Genomic DNA, 20,827 nt, shown 5'->3' on the forward strand with positions numbered 1-20,827 from the left:
AGATGATAGGTGGAGAGAAACTGTGCTTGATGTTATCGCCATAGGAGAACTATTGATAGACTTTACTCCGGCAGGGCGTTCAGCTGGGGGGAATGAGCAGTTTGAATGCAATCCGGGAGGAGCTCCCGCTAACGTAGCCGCTGCACTATCCCGATTAGGATCCCGAACAGCATTGATAAGTAAGGTCGGTGAGGATCAATTCGGTTCCATACTGCACCGAACACTGCTAAGCAGTGGTGTTGATATATCTGAAGTATCTTTCACAAATGAAGCGAATACAACACTGGCTTTTGTCCATCTGGATGACCAGGGAGATAGAACGTTCAGCTTCTTCCGAAAGCCGGGAGCAGATACCTTCCTGCACTCGAAGGATATCCCGCTGAGCCGAATTGAAACCTGCAAGACTCTGCATTTTGGCTCATTGTCCATGACCCATGAACCATCCCGTACCGCAACAAGGACAGCAGTTCTCAAAGCCAAAGAGGCAGGAGTTTTGCTCTCGTTCGATCCGAATATCCGGTTTGCATTATGGGAGAGTAAAGAGGAAGCCAGGCAAAATATTTATTGGGGCATGAATTATGCCGATATCCTGAAAATTTCGGAAGAAGAGCTTTCTTTTATAACTGGTACCAGCGACGTTGAAAAAGGCACGCTGGAGCTCCAGCAACAATTTGAAGTCGCGTTAATTGTCGTGACTTTAGCGGAAAAGGGCTGCTATTACCGTGTAGCTGATCATGATGGATATGTACCGGGGTTTAAGGTCAAAACCATCGACACGACAGGTGCCGGCGACGCTTTTCTAGGATGTCTGTTATATAAGATCCTGGAAAACAGAAGTTCTTTGCATGATCTAACCAGCCAGCAAATGAGCAACATGCTGACCTTTGCCAATGCCGGTGGAGCGTTAGTTACAACACGGAAAGGGGCTCTTGGGTCTATGCCAACAATAGAAGAGATTAACCAGATCATTGAGTCTGAGTCCAATACACAGTTTAATGCCGATCGTTTCAGACCGGGGTTTCATTTCTCACCTCCCACGAGCTGGGCGAATGATCCGAACGGATTAGTCTATTATGAGGGAAGCTATCATCTTTTCTATCAATATCATCCTTACAGTAATAAATGGGGTCCGATGCATTGGGGCCATGCTATAAGTGAAGACCTGATTCACTGGCAGCATGCGCCGATTGCATTGTTCCCAGATGAGCATGGGGCAATATTCTCCGGCTGCTGTGTAGTTGACTGGAATAATAGCAGTGGTTTATTCAAAGATTCCCATGGACTCGTCGCAATCTTTACGCATGCGGATATCCATCCGGAGACGGGGCAACCGCGCCAGCGTCAGAGCCTGGCTTACAGCAGTGATAAAGGCCAAACCTGGCAAAAGTATAACGGGAATCCGGTGCTCGCCGAGAATGATTTGATAGACTTCCGGGATCCGAAGGTTTTCTGGCATGCCCATAGTAAGCGGTGGATTATGGCTATTGTCGCGGGAGACCATGTACGTTTCTATGCATCCGACAATTTGCGTGAATGGTCACTGACTGGTAAATTCGGCAGAGAAGAAGGCTCACATGACGGCGTTTGGGAATGTCCAGATTTGTTTCAGCTATCGGTGGATGACACCGGGCGATCCAAATGGGTTCTTATCATCAGCATCGGTGATAATCCCAATTGTCCAGAAGGCTCGCGTACGCAATATTTCATAGGAGAGTTCGATGGAAAGACGTTCATTAATGACAATCCGTCCGATCATATCCTGTGGCTGGATTATGGTAGAGACAACTATGCGGGAGTTACCTGGTCAGATATTCCTGAACAGGATGGACGTCGCGTAATCATTGGATGGATGAGTAACTGGAAGTATGCAAATGAGACGCCTACCGGTTCCTGGAGGGGGGCTATGACCCTCCCCCGCACCTTGTCCCTGACCAGCAAGGACGGAAGTGTCGTGCTTACCCAGATGCCTGTCCGGGAAATAGAGCAGCTGCGTAAAGAATCAATGGTTTGGAATGGAATCACCGTTACTCCTGCATCCCCTTTCCTGCAGAAAATGAATGAGGATCTGCTGGAAATTGAAGCAGATATCGATATCCGGTCCGGTGAAGAGGTTCATATAGTGCTGAAATCCTCTGGGTTGAGTGAGCTTGTTATCGGATATGATCCTGTTCAGCAATGGCTGTTCATCGACCGTTCGAAATCAGGTGTGACTGATTTCCATCCTACATTCGAAAACAAGCATGGTGCAAGATTAGTCTCGAATGGCGGGAAGATCAAGCTACAAATCTGGCTGGATCGCAATGCGGTTGAAGTGTATGCAGATCATGGCTTGGTTACATTGACAGATCAAATCTTCCCTGATGCTCCAATGGATAGAGTTGAAGTAAGTACTCCATCTGGGCAAGTTGTATTGGATTCGCTGCAGATCCATACGCTTAAATCCATTCATATACCGGATGCTGTCTCAGAACAGAAATAAGGGAGGAATGCTGCATGCGTCTCATAAACAGCGAACAAGGACTGATGATGCACTGGGCCTTTGATGAAGGCACCGGAGCAAGTGCTCTGGAGAGTGTATCCAAGATCCGTGATGATATTGAGTCCGTATTTAATCAAGCGGAATTTACCAAACGGATGGGTCCGCAGTGGAGAGAGGGCGTAATGGGAAGCGGACTTCTGTTCGATGGTTACTCTACTTCTATTACCCATTCTTTTAAAGAAGAAGACACAAACTGTGATCAAAAATTCTTGTCAGCACTAAGTATTGGGGTATGGGTGGCACCGCGTTCCTATGACTTAGGTCATGAAGGTAAGCTGACTGCTATTGTAAACCGTCACAATATGGACCGCAAGCAGGGTTATCTGCTAGGTATGTTCCGGCACGGCTCTTGGTCCTTCCAGATTGGGCTAGAAGGAGGAACCTGGCAGGAGCTTTGGTCTCCTGAAGGCTATGAATTGCCCAAGAATGAATGGTCATACGTGAACGCTGTATTTGATGGAACCCAAGGGAAAATTAAACTGTTTCTCAACGGCACTGAAATCGCCTCGACTGACGTGCCGAGCGGTTCCCGTCTCGCTGAGGCAGCAGAGACGGATCTACTCATTGGCAAGAATAATCACAGTAGCTTGCTGATCGAAGTGTTCAGCCTTCAGATGTTCAGTGGGATTATTGATGATCTGAAGATTTATAACCGGGCCTTAAGTGCAGAGGAAGTAGCCGCTTCTTATCAGCATGTGCTAGATTCTACGCACGGAGGCGTCAAGCCACAACTGCATGTTGACGAAATCAAGCTGGACCGGACACCTCTGCTGAGAGATCGACACAGACCGCAGTACCATGTTACTCCACCCGCACATTGGATGAATGAACCTCATGCGCCGATCTATTTTGAGGGCCAGTATCATCTGTTCTACCAGCATAACCCGTTAGGACCATTCTTTTATCATATTCATTGGGGCCATTGGGTGAGTGAGGATTTGGTCCATTGGCGTGATCTTCCCGTAGCCCTGGCACCTGAAAAGGATCAGCTGGCACCGGACGGAATCTGGTCGGGAAGCGCTACTTATGATGCAGACGGATTGCCTGTCTTATTCTTTACAGCGGGAAATGACTGTGCTTCACCAAATCAGAGTGTTGCTCTTGCCCGGAGCACTTATTCTCAGGATAAAGACCCGGATCTGATTCAGTGGGTCAAACATCCGGAGCCGCTCATTGTACAGAAGAAGGGCATGGGTGCATTCGGAGATTTTCGTGATCCTTTTGTCTGGAAGGAAGGTGACAGCTGGTTTGCACTGGTCGGGTCGGGGATCGAAGGTGAAGGTGGAGCAGCGCTAGGGTTTGCGTCACCCGATATGCTGAACTGGACGTATAAAGGGCCATTCTTTCAAGCGGATATTCAAAAGTTCCCTTATCTTGGACCTATTTGGGAGCTTCCTGTGCTTCTCCCTCTGGGAACAGACAAAGCGGGCCAACATAAACATATCCTATTGGTCAGTCCAGTAGGAAAGGGAGCAGATGTCGAGGTATTCTATTGGATTGGGCAGCTCGATAAACTCAATCTTTCATTTATTCCAGATCAAGAGGAGCCGGAACTGATTGACGTAGGTGATTTCCATTTTACCGGCCCGAGTGGAATGGTGGATCCGAAGACTGGACGAAAGATCATATTTACCATAGCTCAAGGCGACCGGACGGCTGAACTCGAATATCAATCGGGTTGGGCTCATAATGGTGGTTTGCCTCTAAGTGTCTATCTGAGGGAAGACGGACGACTGGGAATTGAGCCGATTCAGGAACTTCAGTCCCTGCGAGGTACGAAACTGCTGTCGATTCGGGATAAGTCTTTGGCTGAAGCTAATCTATCACTAAGTGATATCCAAGGGGACATGCTTGAGATTCAAGTGGAGCTAGAACCCTGCAATGCTACACAACTAGGAATCAAAGTTCGGTGTACACCGGATAGAGAAGAAGAAACACTTCTGTATTATGATTTTAATGAAGCCAATCTCTTAGTAGACCGTACGAAAACGACACTGCACCCTGGTGAAAAGTGTAGCGGAATTCAAGGTGGTAAGCTGGAGCTGCAAGGGGAGAATCTGAAGCTACACATCTATTTAGACCGCTCCATGGTCGAGGCCTATGCCAACGGGTTGAAAAGCCTGACGACCCGGGTGTATCCAAGCCATAAGGATGCTTTGGGGTTAGAGATATGGGGAGATGGAGAACCCTTTGTCAAAAATTTAGAAATATGGGAGATGCAATCCATATGGTAACAGAAGCGCCTTGGCGCTTCTTGTCATTTGGCTCAAAGAATGAATGATTAATAAGATTTGCAATCCTCTGACTGAAAGCGCTTTAATTAATTCCTCTCCCTTCATCATCATTGACTATTCATCCTTGCACAAGGGAACATCGCGAAAATAGGTATCGAAGCGGCATGAATAAAAAATTATGAAGGAGGTTTTTGAATGAGAGAAGTTAAAGACAGAAAACCTTGGATATACAGGTTGCTGATAGGGGTTATGGCACTTCAGCTTGTTGCTCCTAGTATCTCGGCTGCAGCTGAGCCAGGTCCTACTGTGGTAGAAGAAACTATTTCAAAAGCAAACATAGAATCGTCCGTTACGGATGCAGTCTATCAAATTCAGAACCCGGGATTTGAAAATGGGGATATGTCAGGCTGGACAGTTGTCAGAGGTCAAGCGTTTGGTGAGAACAGCGTATCGGACGAGACCACCTGGTGGGCAGAACAAATCCCATATAATCAAGAAGGCGGTTATCATCTAAATGGTTGGAAGTATGACGAGGCTACTACAGGAGTGCTCCGGTCCAGCACTTTTGAGCTGGGCGGCAGCGGCTGGATAAGTTTTAAGCTTGGCGGCGCAAAAAATCCTGACAAAGTGTATATAAATATCGTGGAAGCGGATACAGGTCAAGTGATTGCTAGATATGGCAATAAAGCATTTGCAGACGTAGGTTTTCCGAATCCCGCTCAGGGTATGCGGCTTGCCAATATGGAGCAGTACAAGGCGAATCTATCCAATTATTTAGGTAAGAAGCTGTATGTGGAGATCGTAGATAATGCGACCTCTGACTGGGGATTGATTTTTGCAGATGCTTTCTTTATGTATCATGAATCCGAACCTGCCCAAGGCATCAATGCCACAGATATCAAACCGGATTTCAAGCGATATCAAATCCAGAATCCAAGCTTTGAAACTGGGGATCTGAACGGGTGGACCGTTGTGGATGGCGAGGCGTTTGGGCCAGACAGCATATCAGATGAAAGCACCTGGTGGGCGGAACAAATTCCGTATAACCAGGAAGGCGCTTACCATCTAAATGGCTGGAAATACAACGAAGCGGCGACAGGAGTGCTTCGTTCCAGCACATTTGAGTTAGGAGGCACCGGCTGGATAACCTTTAGGCTAGGCGGAGGCAAGCATACAGATCAGGCATTTATCAGCATCAGTGATGCGGATACGGGAAACTTGATTGCCAGATATGGAAACAGCGAATTTAACGATTCTGGTTTCCCTGATCCTGCACAGGGCTTGAGACTCGCGAATATGGAGCAGTATAAAGCCGACCTGTCCAAGTATATCGGTAAGAGGTTATATATAGAGGTCGTCGATCATGCGCTATCGGATTGGGGGGTGATTTTTGCGGACGCCTTCAACACCTTCAATGAAATTGTACCAGAAGAGGGTATTATGGCCGATAACATTATCCCAACCGAAATCGCGAATCGCAGCTTTGAGACCGGAAACTTTGAGGGGTGGACGGTTGAGGGAGATGCTTTTCAAGTGACCGATGAAGGTGGTGCTGGCAAAGAAGGCAGCTTCTATGCCAAGTCTAGCAAGGAAGGGGAGGGCTCATTAACTTCCAGTGCCTTCACACTTCAAGGGAATGGGACGATAACTTTCACCGTTATAGATATCGTTCATCCGGAGGATGCCTATGTCGCGCTATATGATGCTACCACCAACGCCCAACTTGCAAAAACTGGGGCTGTCGGTTCCAATAAGATTATTTCTTGGGAAATGCAAAAATATTATAATAAGGGGCTTTATATCAAGGTTGTCGATCAATCTGATAAGGCAAGTATCTCCGTTGATGCTTTTCAAGCCAACGGTACGGGTAACATTTTTGTTATGAAATTCAATGAAGGTGTCGGAAAGAAAGCGCTTGAAGAAATGCAAAATCTTCAACATGATGTGAATTATGTGTTTAACAATGCAAGATATATGTCTTCCAAGGATCCGAGATGGACTCAGCGCGGTGTAAAAGGTGGTGCACTTCTGTTTGATGGATACTCAAATTATATTGAAGTCAATCCAAAGGATACGATTCCAGTAAGCGATGCGCTAACGATCGAAGCTTGGGTTGCTCCTCGCAGCTATGAATGGGGAGACGGCAATAAGCTGTCTGCAATTGTGAATCAGTCTGATCAGGATAAGGCTGAAGGCTTCTCCCTTGGGATGTACCGGCACGGCACGTGGTCCATGCAGGTAGGGATTGGTGGCCAGTGGATTCAGGTATGGGTTAATGATCATCCGCTCGAGAAATACAAATGGAATTATATAGCTGCTACCTTCGACAAGAAGGCTGGACAGATTAAATTGTACCTAAACGGTGAAGAAGTAGCTTCTCAGGCAACCCCCCTCAATGTTCCAATCACATCATCTACAGCGAGTCTGGTTATCGGAAAAAAAAATAAACCAGTAGAGCTGGCAGGTCTGTTTTCTTACAATATGTTCAGTGGACTTATTGATGAAGTTAAACTGCAGAATAAAGCACTCACAGGACAAGAAATCCTTACTGAATATGAGAGTGTAAAGACGCTTCACGGTGGCACAGTTCCGTTAATTCCGAATGAGGATATTGATGAGGACCCTAGTGTGTTTGAGGGTGATCAGCACCGTCCGCAATATCATGCAATGCCTCCGCAAAACTGGATGAATGAGGCTCACGCACCGATTTATTATAACGGTCAATATCATTTATTTTATCAGCATAATCCGCAAGGCCCATACTGGCATCAAATTCATTGGGGACATTGGGTGAGTGATGATATGGTGCATTGGGAAAATGTGAGACCTGCGCTTGCGCCAGAAGCGGGTATCCTTGATCCGGATGGTGCTTGGTCAGGCAGTGCAGCATATGATCGTAACGGAAACCCTGTTCTTTTCTATACCGCCGGTAACGATTCTTTGTCGCCGAATCAAAGAACGGGGCTGGCAACTCCAGCTGATTTGTCAGACCCTAACTTGGAAAAGTGGGAGAAATATCCTGAACCTGTAACTGAGCAGAACGGAAACGGTATTCATAACGAGTTCAGGGACCCGTTTGTTTGGTATGACAAAGAAACGGACAAATGGTATCAGCTTGTAACATCCGGTCTTAAAGACTTTAGCAGTGGTACAGCTTTGGTATATGTATCTGACGATATGTACAACTGGGAGTATAAAGGACCTTTATACGTAAGTGACAGAAGCTTATACCCGGAATTAGGCACGGTATGGGAACTGCCGGTACTCCTACCGTTAGGCAAGGATAGCTTGGGCAAACAAAAGTATATCTTCATGATCAATCCACATGAAAAGCCAGAGCAAGTACCGCCGACAAACGATGTACAAAGAGATGTTGAAGTCTTTTACTGGATTGGAACCTGGGACCGGGATAACTATAAATTTATACCTGATCAGAACGCACCTTCCAAAATTGATGTAGGTGACGGCTACTTAACTGCAGAGAGCGGTATGGTCACCCCCGACGGAAGAACGGTTGTTTATTCCATGGTGCAGAATGTAAGAACGCCTCAAGCTGAATATCAAGCTGGATGGGCTCATAATCTGGCTCTGCCGATATCCCTAAGCCTGGATGATCATGATGAATTACGCATTGAGCCGATTCAAGAATTGCAGAGTTTACGAGGCGCTAAATTGGTTGATTTTGCAGACAAAAATTTGCAGACTGCCAATCAATTGATCCAGAATGTCAAAGGTGACATGCTAGAGATTGTGATGGAAATTAATCCTGGTGAAGCCCAGAAATTCGGTCTTAAGGTGCGACGCTCCGATGACGGCCAGGAGGAAACACTGATTTACTATGATAAGACGGACGGGACCTTCAATGTGGACCGGACTAAGAGCAGCATTGATCCGGATGTTCGCGTGGATGGCATCCAAGGCGGATATGTGGATCTGGACGGAGAGAACCTGAAGCTGCATATCTTCCTGGACCGTTCAGTGGTCGAAGCCTTTGCTAATAACAAGAAAAAACTGACCACACGTGTCTACGTAGGAAGATACGATTCCTTGGGGTTGCAGGTCTGGGCCGACAACAATATTACGGTCAAGTCGATGGAAGTATGGAATATGAATGCCTTGACGGGTGAACCGGCTGCTCCGGTCGATGTACCTGACAATTGGGATAACTCCGTGTATACCGATATTACGGAACTGACTAACCATGACTTTGCCACAGGCGATTTAACAGGCTGGACTGCAGAAGGAGACGCTTTCCAGGATGTTCATGTGACCGATGCCCAATTTTTCTGGGAAACGATCTACTTCAATCCGTCGCATAAAATTCCAGGCGGCTATCATTTGTGGGGCTTCAACGAGCAAGCTGGCGGTGATAGCTTAACTGGAACGCTGAAATCGCAGAATTTTATTCTTGGCGGGAATGGAAAGATCAACTTCTTAGTCAGCGGAGGGCGTGATATCGATAAACTGTATGTTGCGCTGGTCCGGGCATCAGACGGAAAAGAACTATTTAAAGAAACTGCAACTAATTATGAAGAGTATCAACGGAAGATCTGGGGTGCATCACAGTATATTGGTCAGGAGCTTTATATCAAGGTGGTTGACCAATCTACAGGCGGCTTCGGACATATTAATGTTGATGATTTTAATGTGCCGGTTAAGATGCAGAATACGACGAATCCGACGAATCCGACGAATCCAACGAATCCAACGAATCCAATCGATCCTCCAAGTCAACCTGTGATTCCTGCAAGCAAACCGGATAGTCAGCGCAGCTTGTCATTCGAGTTGGCAAAGGGAGAATGGAAGGTACTCTTTCCGGTAACCTTGGCAGCAAATGACGGCAAGAATGCGCTAAAGGTTAAAAACACAGATGTGGAGATCGAAGTTCCCGCAGAGATATTGAAGGAATTACAAGCGCTGGTTATGGGCAGCGAGCTTGAACAGGCGAAAATATCTTTTGAACTGGAAGCTTTATCTGTAGAGCAAAGCAAAGAACTGCTTGAACGAACTGGACGAAAAAATCACGCAAACATTTCTGCAACCGGAGAGATCTACGGTTTCAAATTATCTATTGTTAAGGCCGATGGAACGGTGTTTACGCTTGAAAAATTGTCAAAGCCTGTCACCATTAAGATGAAAGCAAAGAAGAATTCTCGCCAGGATCTGACGAGTATTTATTACATCACTGATGACGACAGACTAGAATTTTTGGGTGGAATCTTCTCAGGCGATCAATGGACGGCGAATGTGAGCCACTTCAGTAATTTTGCCGTTCTTACTTACGACAAATCGTTTGAAGATGTTAATGCCTCTTACTGGGCCAGTGATGTAATTAAAAGGATGGCTGCGAAGCAAATTGTTTTAGGTGTAAGTGAGACTTTATTTGCACCGAAGCAAAATGTGAGTAGAGCTGAATTCTCTACCTTGATCACTCGTGCACTCGGAATAAAAGCATCGGGTACAGCTACATTCAAGGATGTGAAATCCACGAAATGGTACGCTTCTTCCATCGCTGCTGCTTATGAAGCAGGAATTGTTACCGGAAGAAGTATAGATACTTTTGCGCCAGAGGAAACCATAAGCCGTGAAGAAATGGCGGCAATGATTTACAAAGCGTATCTGTTTCATACAGGACAGAATGTTGCAATTAACCGCTTGAGTAATTTTAAGGATGCCGATACGATCAGCGTCTGGGCTGCAAATGCAGTCGCTGCCGTACAGGAGCTTGGCCTAATCAACGGACGTGGGAACCAATTATTCATGCCGCATGAAAATGTAAACCGTGCAGAAAGTGCTCAGGTCATCTCGCTATTCCTTGATATAGTAAATAAATAACTACTAAAGAAAAGCCGGGGAAGTAAAGTGATGTCAGCCTTCGCCATGACTCCGGCTTTCTTTGATGTAATATGAATTAATATTTTTATTTTTCTCAATCGCCTAAGAAGTTGCCGTCACAACTCTTTAGCTAAATGACATCATATCGTGTCCATAACGTCAAAAAATTCGATAACACCGGAGAAGACATGGAGGATTTAATCTCCATCGGCACCATCGGCTTGATTAAAGCCATCGAGAGCTACCGCCCGAACAAAGGGACGAAACTGGCTACATTTGCGGCTCGTTGTATTGAAAATGAAATCCTAATGCACCTTAGATCCTTGAAGAAAACGCGTAAAGACGTATCTCTGCACGATCCAATTGGGACAGACAAGGAAGGTAATGAAATTACACTTATCGATATTCTGGGTTCGGAAGCGGATGATGTTATTAAAGAGGTCGATCTTAAGATTGAGAAGAGCAAGATTTACCGCAACCTCGATATACTGGATGATCGGGAAAAAGAAGTTGTGGTGGGTAGGTTTGGGCTGGATACAGGTGGGGAAGAGCGGACGCAGCGGGAAATTGCTAAGGAGCTGGGGATCTCGCGGAGTTATGTTTCCCGGATTGAGAAGCGGGCGCTGATGAAGCTGTATCATGAGTTTTATAAGGCGAAGCGCTAGGATCTTAGATAATAACTAAAGATTCACAATAGATTTTGTTAAGAGCGACTTGCCAACAAGGGAGTTGCTTTTTTGTTAACTCAAATAGTTGTGCTAATTGAACATAAAAAAAGCATATTCAGAAACGACGAGACTCTTAGGTTATTTTAAAGTGATCAGTGATCCCTACATTTGGTATAACACAAGCAGGTGGTCTTGGGAGCTAGAAGTAAAGAATTTATGTCCAGAATACAGTGAATCTTGGGTTGCATTCGATAATACCACAGCCAGTATCGTGGCATCCTACGACCATGTTCATCCGGTAACCAATGTCGGAGGAAGAACTCTTGGTACATTGCAATATGGATGGGATAGAATACAACTATCAGATGAGTTTGCTAAGCATGTCATCGAATTAATTGAAGGAAGTGTAAAATCCAAGAAGGTGAATAAATGAAAGTCTGGGCAAATATCGAAATCCCACTGAAAACGTACACCGTTCACCTAGACCATGATTTATGTTCGTATGTTACGGAAATGAAGCAAAGAATTGAGCTTGGATGGAAGAAACAGCAAGGGACAAGCATTCCGCTCGAAGAGGGAGCTCTAGACATTTATGATACTTGTTACAAGGAAAAACTAACCTTTATTGTCTGCAGTAACTGAAAGTAAAGAAATTGAAAAAGCAGCACAGAATTCGCATGTCGAGATCTGAACTGCTTTTTATTATTCTCGGAGATTATTCTGATTCTGCAGTTAGCCTATCATCAAGTCTATAATTACAGGATAACCATTAAGTTCCTTATGAGCGTAGAAAGGGGCTTAAGCGTTACAAGCGCTATTACAATCAAAAGGTATTGATCGACGGACGAAGCTGATCTCAGTGAGAAGTACAATGCCTTTCTTTTTTATAAGAAAAGCGGGTCGCACTCCGTTCCTACAGCTCGCTTTTAAGTTATCAGTAATGTCCCAAAAGAACACAATTCCTTCTATATTGAAAGGGCCACTTCAAAATGAAGCGTCTTTTGGTTCATTACTATTGAGTTTTGGCCCCCTATTTTGTATTCGAAGGTGGAGTAATGGGTTATTACGACCAACCGGAAAGTAAATGGAGCAGATAGTTTGAGATGTATATGTAATAAATGGGAGATTTGTGTAAGCCATAAGCGTCAAGCGACACATCGACCAAATGTCATATTGGCAGCGAAAGGATCCTTTTTTTAATAAATTACCTTTTTATTAAACTTTTAGAAGGAAGTGTCGTTATACTATTCGACAATCTACTCGTGCGCACGGTAGTTGGCCAAGTACGAATGGAGGCAGGTAATGATGCATGTAGTTATCCAGCAATTGTGCAAAAAATATGGTAGTAAACAAGTACTGAACGGAATTAACCTGACATTGGGTACGGGGATGTTCGGCTTACTCGGTCCCAATGGGGCGGGAAAATCAACTTTAATGCAAATATTGGCAACAGTAATACCGAAAACATCAGGGGATGTACAAATTGGACAATGCAAGCTTGGGCGGGATGAACGTGAAATTCGTGGCTTGCTTGGCTACCTGCCACAAGAGTTTGGCGTCTATCGCAAGTTGACAGGCGCGGAATATCTCGATTATGTCGCGTCCATGAAGGGCATTACAAATGGAAAAGCCCGGAGGAAAGCAGTAGCCGAAATGTTGCGCCGAGTCAATCTGGAGGAGAAGCGCCATGTGCGTATAGGCAAATATTCTGGCGGGATGCGGCAGCGCATCGGTATTGCCCAGGCGTTGCTAGGGGATCCGCAGTTCATTATTGTGGACGAGCCTACTGCAGGGCTTGATCCCGAAGAACGCATGCGATTTCGTGATATGCTGACAGATCTGGGTAAAGATCGTACCGTTCTATTGTCTACACATGTCGTCGCCGATATTGATAATAACTGTAAGAGTATGGCGATTATGAGCGGAGGGCGCATCATATTTCACGGTACGCAAGAACAATTGCTCCAGCGTGCGCAGGGACAAGTGTGGACGGTCCAAGTGGGTGATGAGAAGCTTGCAGAGCTCAAAGAAACTGCAGCCATCTTGACTGCAAAGCGTTCAGGAGCCGGCTATGAGGCGCGTGTTCTTGCCAGTTCTGTCCCATTACCTGGAGCAGTCCAGGCAAAGGCAGGACTTGAGGACGGATATATCGCGGTCATGAGAGCGGGGAATAGCCAATGAGCCTGATTCGCTATTACAAAACCGAGTGCAAGCTGCTGCTGCGTGGTCCAGGCTTGTATCTGATGCTGGCAACCGTGGTCGGCATCCTGTATTTGATGTTTCAGACCGCCGATGCCAAATTGGATCGTGCAGTATACGTGATGGATATTTCAGAGGTGTATTGCCTTGTAGCCCTCATTATTTTGCCTTTGCTGGCAACAGCGATCGCACGGCGGGATGAAGAATGGAAGACAGCAACCATGATGGCTACCTTTCCGTATCGAACATGGGAAATGGAGGCGGCACGCTTGCTCTGTGCTGTAACCCTTCCGTTAGCAGCTGCGCTCGTGCCGATGGGGGCTTATGTATGGTTGGTCGTATATGATGGCATCTCATGGGGAATGCGTGAATGGTATACCTCAGCTGTATTGGCTTCCTTTGCCATCCCGATGTTATTTGCAACTGTTATTGGCTATTTAGTAGGTATCCTTATCCGCAAGCGATACAGTTACTTGGTCAGCTTCGTCCTGTTGCTTAGCTTGGCAATTATTTTACCGGAATTTTTTAAGACCGATCGCCCTTCTTTTTCATTACCCCCTCATACGCAGATTTGGTTCGATTATTCACTAGTTAAATATATTGGTAAGTCTTACTCACGTATGTGGGGATTTATATATGATCCGGCATTTTGGCTACATCGCGGCATGGTTGCAGCTTTAGCAACTGGAATGGTCATGACTGTTCTACTTGTAGTGTGTAGACGCAGGCGGGAACGGGTCAAAGCGTGGCTGGTCTATCCCACGATGCTGATTCTAGGTGCAGCATTGTTATGGGCAGGTAGTGCGATGTACGGATACCTGCAGGAACGGGTAGATATTGCGGATGCCAATAAACGTTTCTATCGCGAACGTCTTACTTCAGCCAATGATATCACGCAACAGCGTGAATTGGAGCAACTGCTCGTTGCTGGAATTGCAGCGGGTAAATATACGGAGGCGGATATTAAGGAGATGTCTCGTATCACCCTTAACACAGACGGGATTACCAGCAATCCGCTATCGGCATCGCATATTAAAGATCTGCTTGTCGGCATGAAGTTTCAGGATCTGCACATTAATAACTATAAGCTGGAGTTGGAATTATTGCCGCGGCATGGGCTAGAAATACAGGCGACGATGCAAGCAAGCAATGGACAAGCGGAAACGCTAGGGAGATTCCCCATCATGCTACGGCATATATTTGATGTACAGGAACTGAAGGTGAACGGTGCTGCTGCTGCCTATGAGTGGGAAGAGGCTACAGATGTACTTTGGATCAAGCCTGCTACGGATGTTATGCCAGGGGAGCATCTGGAGATCGAGATGACATATAGCGGTACCATAAATGATTGGCGTCATTATTATTCCGTCGCTCCTAGCAGGGATAGCTGGGAGCAGATCGCTGTTGTCGACGATAATAGGATTTTCCTGCCAGCTTTCTATGGCTGGTACCCTGTTATCGGCAATAGCCGGCTATCGGAATTGCTTACCGATCACTACGAATGGGGGCGTCACGCTACAGATGTTCTGGACACACAATTGCCGCGCCCTATGGCGGGCTTTGAAGTTGCTATCACAGGGCCAAGTAGCTTGAAACTATTCTCCAACGCCTCTGTCATTACTAGTAAGATGGCTGGAGAGGGAGCGACCGTCACGCGACTGGAGCTGGATGAAGCAAGCGGACTTACATTATTTGGGGGCGATCTGCAGCTTGCAGAAGCGACAGCAGACGGCAAGACGTTACGTCTGCTGGCATCTGGTCAATTGCCTGACCGTTCTGTCGAAGAAGCAGCACAGTACGCAACTAAGTATTACGCCCAAGCGGCGCGTACTTTGAAAATGTTGGATGGAGAAGCTGCAACAAGCTTTCCCCAGTCGGTTACTATGGCACTTGCCGATTATCCGTATTATAGTTTGAATATGGTGAGTATGATCACCCTTGGCATGGTAGATGCAGCAGTTGGAGGTCCGGAAGCTCGCGATGTTCACTTTTTGTCTAAGGTGTCTGTATCAAGTTATTTTGGGGCGGAAATTGATCGAGGGAAGAATGGGAACATCCAACTGAGAACGGGGCAATACTGGCTTGATTACAGTGCCAAACGCAGAGAGAATAGAAATGCGAGATTGGTCTATTTTAATAGCCAATATATACTGAATAACTTTTTTCAGGCCTATATTGAGCGCAAGGTGACGGGAGATGAACTGAAAGGTCCACTGTTCGAACCTGTTAGCAGCTATTTTTTGAACGGTACACCGAATCAGGTTTATGACCTTATGAATACCATATACAGAAAGTACGGTATTGAAAGTGTCTACGATGTCATCAAGCTTGTCTATAACAGTATTGGCACAGAGCAGCTAATCGAAGACAGCGATGAACAAATGGAAGAGCTTCTGCGAGGCTATTTGCAAAGGAAAACGGAGGGAGGAAAATGAAGGTCACCCTCATCCTTTTTTCCCGTGCAAAATATGCATGGCGCATCCTATGGAGCGGCTACTTGTTAGCTATAGCTATTATTGCGGCGCTGATAGCAGCTAGTTGCCTCATGCTGCCAGTGTTGTTACCATCTCCAGGTTTTTATCAAGTCAAAATTGTTTATATTTTTATTCTGCCTTTACTTACGATTGCTTTAAGTGCAGCCTTGTTCGCCGATGATTTCAGTGAGGGTACTTTTGCACATCAATTCAGCTATCCATATTCACAATTACTCGTGTTCGCCGAGCGAGGAGCGGTCGCTGTGCTATTGCTTGTTATCTATGAAGCAGCGTTGCTCTGGACAATTGACCGCTGGGCGATCCCTTTAAGTTCGGCACAACTAGCGTACATAATCAAACATAGCCTCAGTGTGAATATGTTTGTCGGTGGTCTGGCGGCACTCAGCAGTCTGCTAGGGCGCAATATGGCTGTCGGGCTAGGAGTGGGTGCAACGGTGTGGCTGCTGGAGTATTTTATGTCCAGTATGCCGCTCAATCGTTACTATTTATTTCAAGCTGTCTGGCCGGTGAGCCGGTTCGCAGATAAATCGCACAACGCAATCGCATTATTTGTGGCAGCTGGAATACTGCTATTCTGCTGTTTGCTTCTATTGGGGAAAGGCAGAGGTTGGCTCGTGCGCAGGCAATAGTGCTGAGCGAGAAAGGAGGGAGTGAAGTGAACAGCAGGGCTGTTGTTACGGATGAGCAAATGCTCGAGCAATACAAGCAAGGGAATACAGCCGTGCTGGAGTTGTTCGTCTATCGGTATCATCACACCATCTATGCGTATATATACCGACTGACCAGCAAGCGTCAGCTCGCAGAAGATTTGGTGCAAGAGTGTTTTGTCAGAGTATTCACGGCTTTGCAAGCTGGTCGGTTGCCTGAACGGTTTCGACCATGGATTTATCGAATTGCGACGAACCTGTGCCGTGATGTATGGAAATCCGGAGCTTATCGTTATGAAGTAGCGGCTAAGGATACCGGAGTGTATGATGCGGCTGATGGCGGTAAAGATACGGTAGCGTCTTTTTTAGACAAGCAGTATGAGCGTGAAGCAGTCATTGCTGCCCTTGCCGCTTTGCCTGAGGAGGAGCGGCAAATTGTTATTTTGCGTTTTTACGAGGAGCTCAAGCTGGATGAAATAGCCGAGCTGCTGGAACTGCCGCCTGGAACGGTCAAGTCCAAGCTCTACCGGGCATTCAGACGGCTGGCCGATACATTGCAGAAAGAGGAGGAGCAGGATGAGCTACATTTCCGGAAGCAGGAGCGCCGATAACGGCAGTCGCGACATTCAACTGCACAGGGAATTGCAAGAGCAGAAGCGACTGGAGGAAAAGAGCGAAGCAGCAGCGGATCGATGGGAGCATGACCAGATCGAAGCCGTATTCAGCCAATTGGATCGCTATACGGTGGAAGGCCCCAGTGGTCAGCAGACCCAATCCTTGCTGGCGCTTGCTGCTGGATATGCTACACAGCCTGAGCGGGCAGTTACCGCCCCCTCGTCCAGACGAGTGGCAAGGCATGGCGGTCCTGAGTGTCAACCAACTGTCGCTATGTCTTTGCCAGTAAGGCTTATGCAGCGCATGGCAGTCCAGGCAAGGACGATGCATTGGCTGTTTTGGCTGATATCTGCGCTTATGGTTGGCACAGGAGCAGTCATCGAGGGGTTAGCTGCAAGTGAATGGTTCAGTATCCCAGCCCAATCGGAAGTATTTCTATTTACGATTCTGTTGCTCCCTGTAGCCAGTGTGGCCTATTCGCTCCGATCCATGCATACGCCAATGAGTGAGCTTGAAGCGACCTTTCCTGTTCCCCCCTTACAGCTTATGGTGGCCAGAATAGGAACCATACTGCTGTATGACCTCCTTCTAGCGCTGTTGTTCTATGGAATACTCGTGACGACGGGTACCAGTGGTGAATTCGGATCTAGCACTGCTGCACTGGTAACAAATCTATTACTGCCGATCTGCCTGAGTACGTTTGCAGCGCTGGCTGCGATGCTTCGCTTCGGGACATGGCCTGGTACCGCGGTTGTGCTCGCAGTGGGCGTCATCCAGTTTTCTGCTGGCGAGAGGCTTGGCGTGTTTCAACTATTCAGCGAATACGGCTCCGCTCACTGGCTTGCAAGCAAGTTTGTTGGTGTTAGCCTGGCGGTAGCGCTTGGTATTTGTACAAGCATGTTGCTACGCCATCAGCATTATTCCATGCAACATGAATAGGGGGAAGAGCGGTGCGAGGAGCTGAGCTGAAGCTGGCCGGGGTCGAGCTTCATGAAGATAATGGTCACCTACTGCTAGGGGATGTGAATCTGACTTTGCCTCCAGGCTGGTATGGTCTGGAGGGAGCCAATGGTAGCGGAAAAACAGCATTGCTCAAAGCAATAGCTGGCCTTTACCAGCCTGTACGCGGCCTGATTACCTATCAGCTTCATGGTGTGGCGTTGTCAGGGAATGCCTTTAAGTCTTATCTGGGCTACAAGCCACAGCATGCAGCGTACTATGACAATATGAACGTTGAGGCTTACTTGCGTTATGTGGGTGAGATGAAGCTGATGCCACGGACGACCATTGAGGAACGATCTCGCGAGCTATGTGAACGGCTTGGGCTCTCTGATGAGAGGAAGACGTCCATTCAGCGATTGTCAGGCGGTAACAAGCAACGGCTTATGATTGTTCAGGCGATGCTTGCTGATCCATGGTTTCTGCTGCTGGATGAGCCTCTCTATGGTTTGGATATCGAGATTCGTTTCTTGCTGTTAAATGCGCTGTACGAAATGACACCCGGCACAGTCGCTATCTTTTCAGGCGCATTGGAGGGCCTGAAGGGTGGTTGGCTGGATGCTGTGATCAAACTTGACAATGGCACAGCGGCGCTGTACTGATACAGCGCCGTTTACTAAAATAAATTATCCTGTTGCGGCTGCGATACTTGCCTGGCGGATAGCCAGACACTTGTTTGAACCATTTGGTGAAGGGATGGATAGAGTCGGCCTCTAGCTGGCTGGCAATGGAGACTCTTCTACCATTATTATTGGCAAAGTTAAAAGTATTTGATCTTTATGCTGGTGAATTACAACGTAAATTGATTATCCTGTCACCAAAGTCACATGAGAACTCTTATCTGGATCGATTCTCGAAAGCGTACATTGTGCAACATGAGCCTACTGTACCACGGAGTAAAGTGATGGGGTTGAATTTGCAACGTATATGACCATGTGGGTAAATGAATTAGCCTGTTAGAGTGAGTTCTCCATTGATTATTCTTACGGGTTGATTGGTTGGATGATGTATACAGACTTAAGCTAATATAAAATGTACTTTGCTGTGGTATACTCGAGCTATCAGATAAAATGAGGTGTTTGTATAAATGATGAATCTTACGCAGGACCTTGCTAAATTGATTCGATTAACAGGTGATCGTGCCAAATTGGATGCAAAAGCAAATGGGACATATATCGTATATAAAACAGCTGCTGGGCAAATTGTTAAAGAATATAGTACCGGTGAGATCAAGGAAATGAGTGAACAGGAACTTAATCATGAATGAGACTGTTGCAACCATGTTTGTGTTTGCTGGTAATAATGGAAGTGGTAAGAGCACAATCCGCAACTTGATTGTTGACCACCTTGGGGTAAGTGTGAATATTGATCCGGATGCACTAGATCGCAAAATTAATACTTAATATCCAGAAAAAAGTAAAGTATCTGCTGGCAAAGAAGCCATAAGAATAACCAGAGAATGTATCCGAAATAAGTGGGACTTCACTGTAGAAACCACTCTAGCTGGTGGTAATGTTATCAGGCAGATGAGAGATGCAAAAACACAAGGCTTCGAAATCATTATGTTTTATGTGGGGCTAGGGGATGTGCGGCTTAATATTGAGCGTGTTGCTATGCGAGTAAAGAACGGTGGTCATCATATTGAAACAGAGGATATTATTAGACGCAATTTAACAAGTATGAATAATCTGTTGTCTCTCTTAGACCTAATAGATCAGTTGTTAGTTGTTGATAATAGTAAAGCAGATGGTGAGATTATTCTTGGAGCGGATATAAGCGGGATAATATATTATTCAAATGAATTGCCTGAATGGGTACAAAAAATCGATCGAGAACTACAGTTGAAATATCAAAAGTAAACTAATTCAAATCGGGAACGATCTTAATTGGTTTATTTTTTTACATCGTATCATGTCCATAACGTCAAAAAATTCGATAATACCGGAGAAGACATGGAGGATCTGATCTCCATCGGCACGATCGGCCTGATTAAAGCCATCGAGAGCTACCGTCCAAACAAAGGCACAAAGCTAGCCACTTTTGCAGCACGTTGTATTGAAAACGAAATCCTGATGCATCTTAGATCATTGAAAAAGACCCGTAAAGATGTATCTCTGCACGATTCAATTGGGACAGACAAGGAAGGTAATGAAATTACACTCATTGATATCCTCGGTTTGGATGCGGATGATGTCATTAAAGAAGTCGATCTGAAGATTGAGAAGAGCAAAATATATGGCAATCTTGATATTCTGGATGACCGGGAAAAAGAAGTTGTGGTGGGGCGGTTTGGGCTAGAAATAGGTGGGGAAGAGCGGACGCAGCGGGAGATAGCGAAGGTGCTGGGGATTTCGCGGTGTTATGTATCGCGGATTGAGAAAAGGGCGCTGATGAAGCTGTATCATGAGTTTTATAAGGGAAGCGGTGAGATATAAAGATTTACATTAGTGCTTATTTTCAGCAACTTGCCAATATGCAAGTTGCTTGTTTGGGTAAGGCAAGTAGATTGATATACAAGAAATATATGATTTCCAGATCCAACAAACTGTCGAAACCAACTTTGAAAGCTAAGATGTGAAACCAGAGTGCTATATGG

17 protein-coding genes are annotated in these 20,827 nt (G+C 46.1%); all 17 read left to right on the forward strand.

Annotated elements, in window-relative coordinates; genetic code table 11:
- The first annotated feature begins 22 nt into the window (after window positions 1-22).
- Window positions 23-2,479 (forward strand): PfkB family carbohydrate kinase, encoded by a 2,457-nt coding sequence (locus NST74_RS07290; protein ID WP_341111182.1) that lies wholly within the window; start codon window positions 23-25, stop codon window positions 2,477-2,479.
- A 14-nt stretch (window positions 2,480-2,493) separates the two neighbouring features.
- Complete coding sequence (locus NST74_RS07295; RefSeq protein WP_341111183.1) at window positions 2,494-4,773, forward strand: GH32 C-terminal domain-containing protein; 2,280 nt, start codon at window positions 2,494-2,496, stop codon at window positions 4,771-4,773.
- Window positions 4,774-4,968: 195 nt separating this feature from the next.
- Window positions 4,969-10,608: an S-layer homology domain-containing protein gene (locus NST74_RS07300; RefSeq protein WP_341111184.1), complete on the forward strand. Its 5,640-nt coding sequence runs from the start codon at window positions 4,969-4,971 to the stop codon at window positions 10,606-10,608.
- Between the two features lie 134 nt (window positions 10,609-10,742).
- Entirely contained in the window at window positions 10,743-11,273 is a 531-nt protein-coding gene (sigK, locus tag NST74_RS07305; protein ID WP_076107143.1) for an RNA polymerase sporulation sigma factor SigK, read from the forward strand.
- A 151-nt stretch (window positions 11,274-11,424) separates the two neighbouring features.
- Window positions 11,425-11,709, forward strand: a complete 285-nt coding sequence (locus tag NST74_RS07310; RefSeq protein ID WP_341111185.1) for a hypothetical protein — start codon at window positions 11,425-11,427, stop codon at window positions 11,707-11,709.
- Window positions 11,706-11,918 (forward strand): hypothetical protein, encoded by a 213-nt coding sequence (locus NST74_RS07315; RefSeq protein WP_341111186.1) that lies wholly within the window; start codon window positions 11,706-11,708, stop codon window positions 11,916-11,918. The genes NST74_RS07310 and NST74_RS07315 overlap by 4 nt, the downstream gene beginning before the upstream one ends.
- 660 nt (window positions 11,919-12,578) lie before the next feature.
- Complete coding sequence (locus NST74_RS07320; RefSeq protein ID WP_341111189.1) at window positions 12,579-13,457, forward strand: ABC transporter ATP-binding protein; 879 nt, start codon at window positions 12,579-12,581, stop codon at window positions 13,455-13,457.
- Window positions 13,454-15,910 carry a hypothetical protein gene (locus NST74_RS07325; protein ID WP_341111190.1) on the forward strand — a complete coding sequence of 819 codons (2,457 nt, stop codon included), beginning with the start codon at window positions 13,454-13,456 and terminating at the stop codon, window positions 15,908-15,910. Before NST74_RS07320 ends, NST74_RS07325 begins: the two co-directional genes overlap by 4 nt.
- Complete coding sequence (locus NST74_RS07330) at window positions 15,907-16,599, forward strand: hypothetical protein (RefSeq protein ID WP_341111191.1); 693 nt, start codon at window positions 15,907-15,909, stop codon at window positions 16,597-16,599. The genes NST74_RS07325 and NST74_RS07330 overlap by 4 nt, the downstream gene beginning before the upstream one ends.
- A 26-nt stretch (window positions 16,600-16,625) precedes the next feature.
- On the forward strand, window positions 16,626-17,228 hold the full coding sequence (locus tag NST74_RS07335; RefSeq protein ID WP_341111192.1) for an RNA polymerase sigma factor: 603 nt from the start codon (window positions 16,626-16,628) through the stop codon (window positions 17,226-17,228).
- A complete protein-coding gene (locus tag NST74_RS07340; protein ID WP_341111193.1) occupies window positions 17,194-18,171 on the forward strand; it encodes a hypothetical protein in 978 nt (325 codons plus the stop codon). Before NST74_RS07335 ends, NST74_RS07340 begins: the two co-directional genes overlap by 35 nt.
- 11 nt (window positions 18,172-18,182) lie before the next feature.
- Complete coding sequence (locus NST74_RS07345) at window positions 18,183-18,833, forward strand: ATP-binding cassette domain-containing protein (protein WP_341111194.1); 651 nt, start codon at window positions 18,183-18,185, stop codon at window positions 18,831-18,833.
- Window positions 18,834-18,982: 149 nt separating this feature from the next.
- Window positions 18,983-19,162: a hypothetical protein gene (locus NST74_RS07350; RefSeq protein WP_341111195.1), complete on the forward strand. Its 180-nt coding sequence runs from the start codon at window positions 18,983-18,985 to the stop codon at window positions 19,160-19,162.
- 156 nt (window positions 19,163-19,318) lie between these two features.
- Complete coding sequence (locus NST74_RS07355) at window positions 19,319-19,498, forward strand: hypothetical protein (RefSeq protein WP_341116025.1); 180 nt, start codon at window positions 19,319-19,321, stop codon at window positions 19,496-19,498.
- The gene (locus NST74_RS29930) at window positions 19,491-19,634 is read left to right on the forward strand and encodes a hypothetical protein (protein WP_445668130.1); all 144 of its coding nucleotides are present in this window, start codon (window positions 19,491-19,493) and stop codon (window positions 19,632-19,634) included. Before NST74_RS07355 ends, NST74_RS29930 begins: the two co-directional genes overlap by 8 nt.
- Window positions 19,635-19,757: 123 nt before the next feature.
- A complete protein-coding gene (locus NST74_RS29935) occupies window positions 19,758-20,090 on the forward strand; it encodes a hypothetical protein (protein ID WP_445668131.1) in 333 nt (110 codons plus the stop codon).
- 27 nt (window positions 20,091-20,117) lie between these two features.
- The gene (sigK, locus tag NST74_RS07365; protein ID WP_341111196.1) at window positions 20,118-20,666 is read left to right on the forward strand and encodes an RNA polymerase sporulation sigma factor SigK; all 549 of its coding nucleotides are present in this window, start codon (window positions 20,118-20,120) and stop codon (window positions 20,664-20,666) included.
- Window positions 20,667-20,827 lie beyond the last annotated feature (161 nt).

The sequence above is a fragment of the Paenibacillus sp. FSL F4-0125 genome (assembly GCF_038008565.1).
GTDB lineage: Bacteria > Bacillota > Bacilli > Paenibacillales > Paenibacillaceae > Paenibacillus_AQ.

Excerpts from the sequence above, each read along its gene's own strand:
- NST74_RS07295 (WP_341111183.1), top strand. The coding sequence starts at position 2,494 with ATGCGTCTCATAAACAGCGAACAAGGACTGATGATGCACTGGGCCTTT.
- NST74_RS07300 (WP_341111184.1), top strand. The coding sequence starts at position 4,969 with ATGAGAGAAGTTAAAGACAGAAAACCTTGGATATACAGGTTGCTGATA.
- sigK (WP_076107143.1), top strand. The coding sequence starts at position 10,743 with ATGACATCATATCGTGTCCATAACGTCAAAAAATTCGATAACACCGGA.
- NST74_RS07315 (WP_341111186.1), top strand. The coding sequence starts at position 11,706 with ATGAAAGTCTGGGCAAATATCGAAATCCCACTGAAAACGTACACCGTT.
- NST74_RS07320 (WP_341111189.1), top strand. The coding sequence starts at position 12,579 with ATGATGCATGTAGTTATCCAGCAATTGTGCAAAAAATATGGTAGTAAA.
- NST74_RS07325 (WP_341111190.1), top strand. The coding sequence starts at position 13,454 with ATGAGCCTGATTCGCTATTACAAAACCGAGTGCAAGCTGCTGCTGCGT.
- NST74_RS07330 (WP_341111191.1), top strand. The coding sequence starts at position 15,907 with ATGAAGGTCACCCTCATCCTTTTTTCCCGTGCAAAATATGCATGGCGC.
- NST74_RS07340 (WP_341111193.1), top strand. The coding sequence starts at position 17,194 with ATGAGCTACATTTCCGGAAGCAGGAGCGCCGATAACGGCAGTCGCGAC.
- NST74_RS07355 (WP_341116025.1), top strand. The coding sequence starts at position 19,319 with ATGATGAATCTTACGCAGGACCTTGCTAAATTGATTCGATTAACAGGT.
- NST74_RS29930 (WP_445668130.1), top strand. The coding sequence starts at position 19,491 with ATGAATGAGACTGTTGCAACCATGTTTGTGTTTGCTGGTAATAATGGA.
- NST74_RS29935 (WP_445668131.1), top strand. The coding sequence starts at position 19,758 with ATGAGAGATGCAAAAACACAAGGCTTCGAAATCATTATGTTTTATGTG.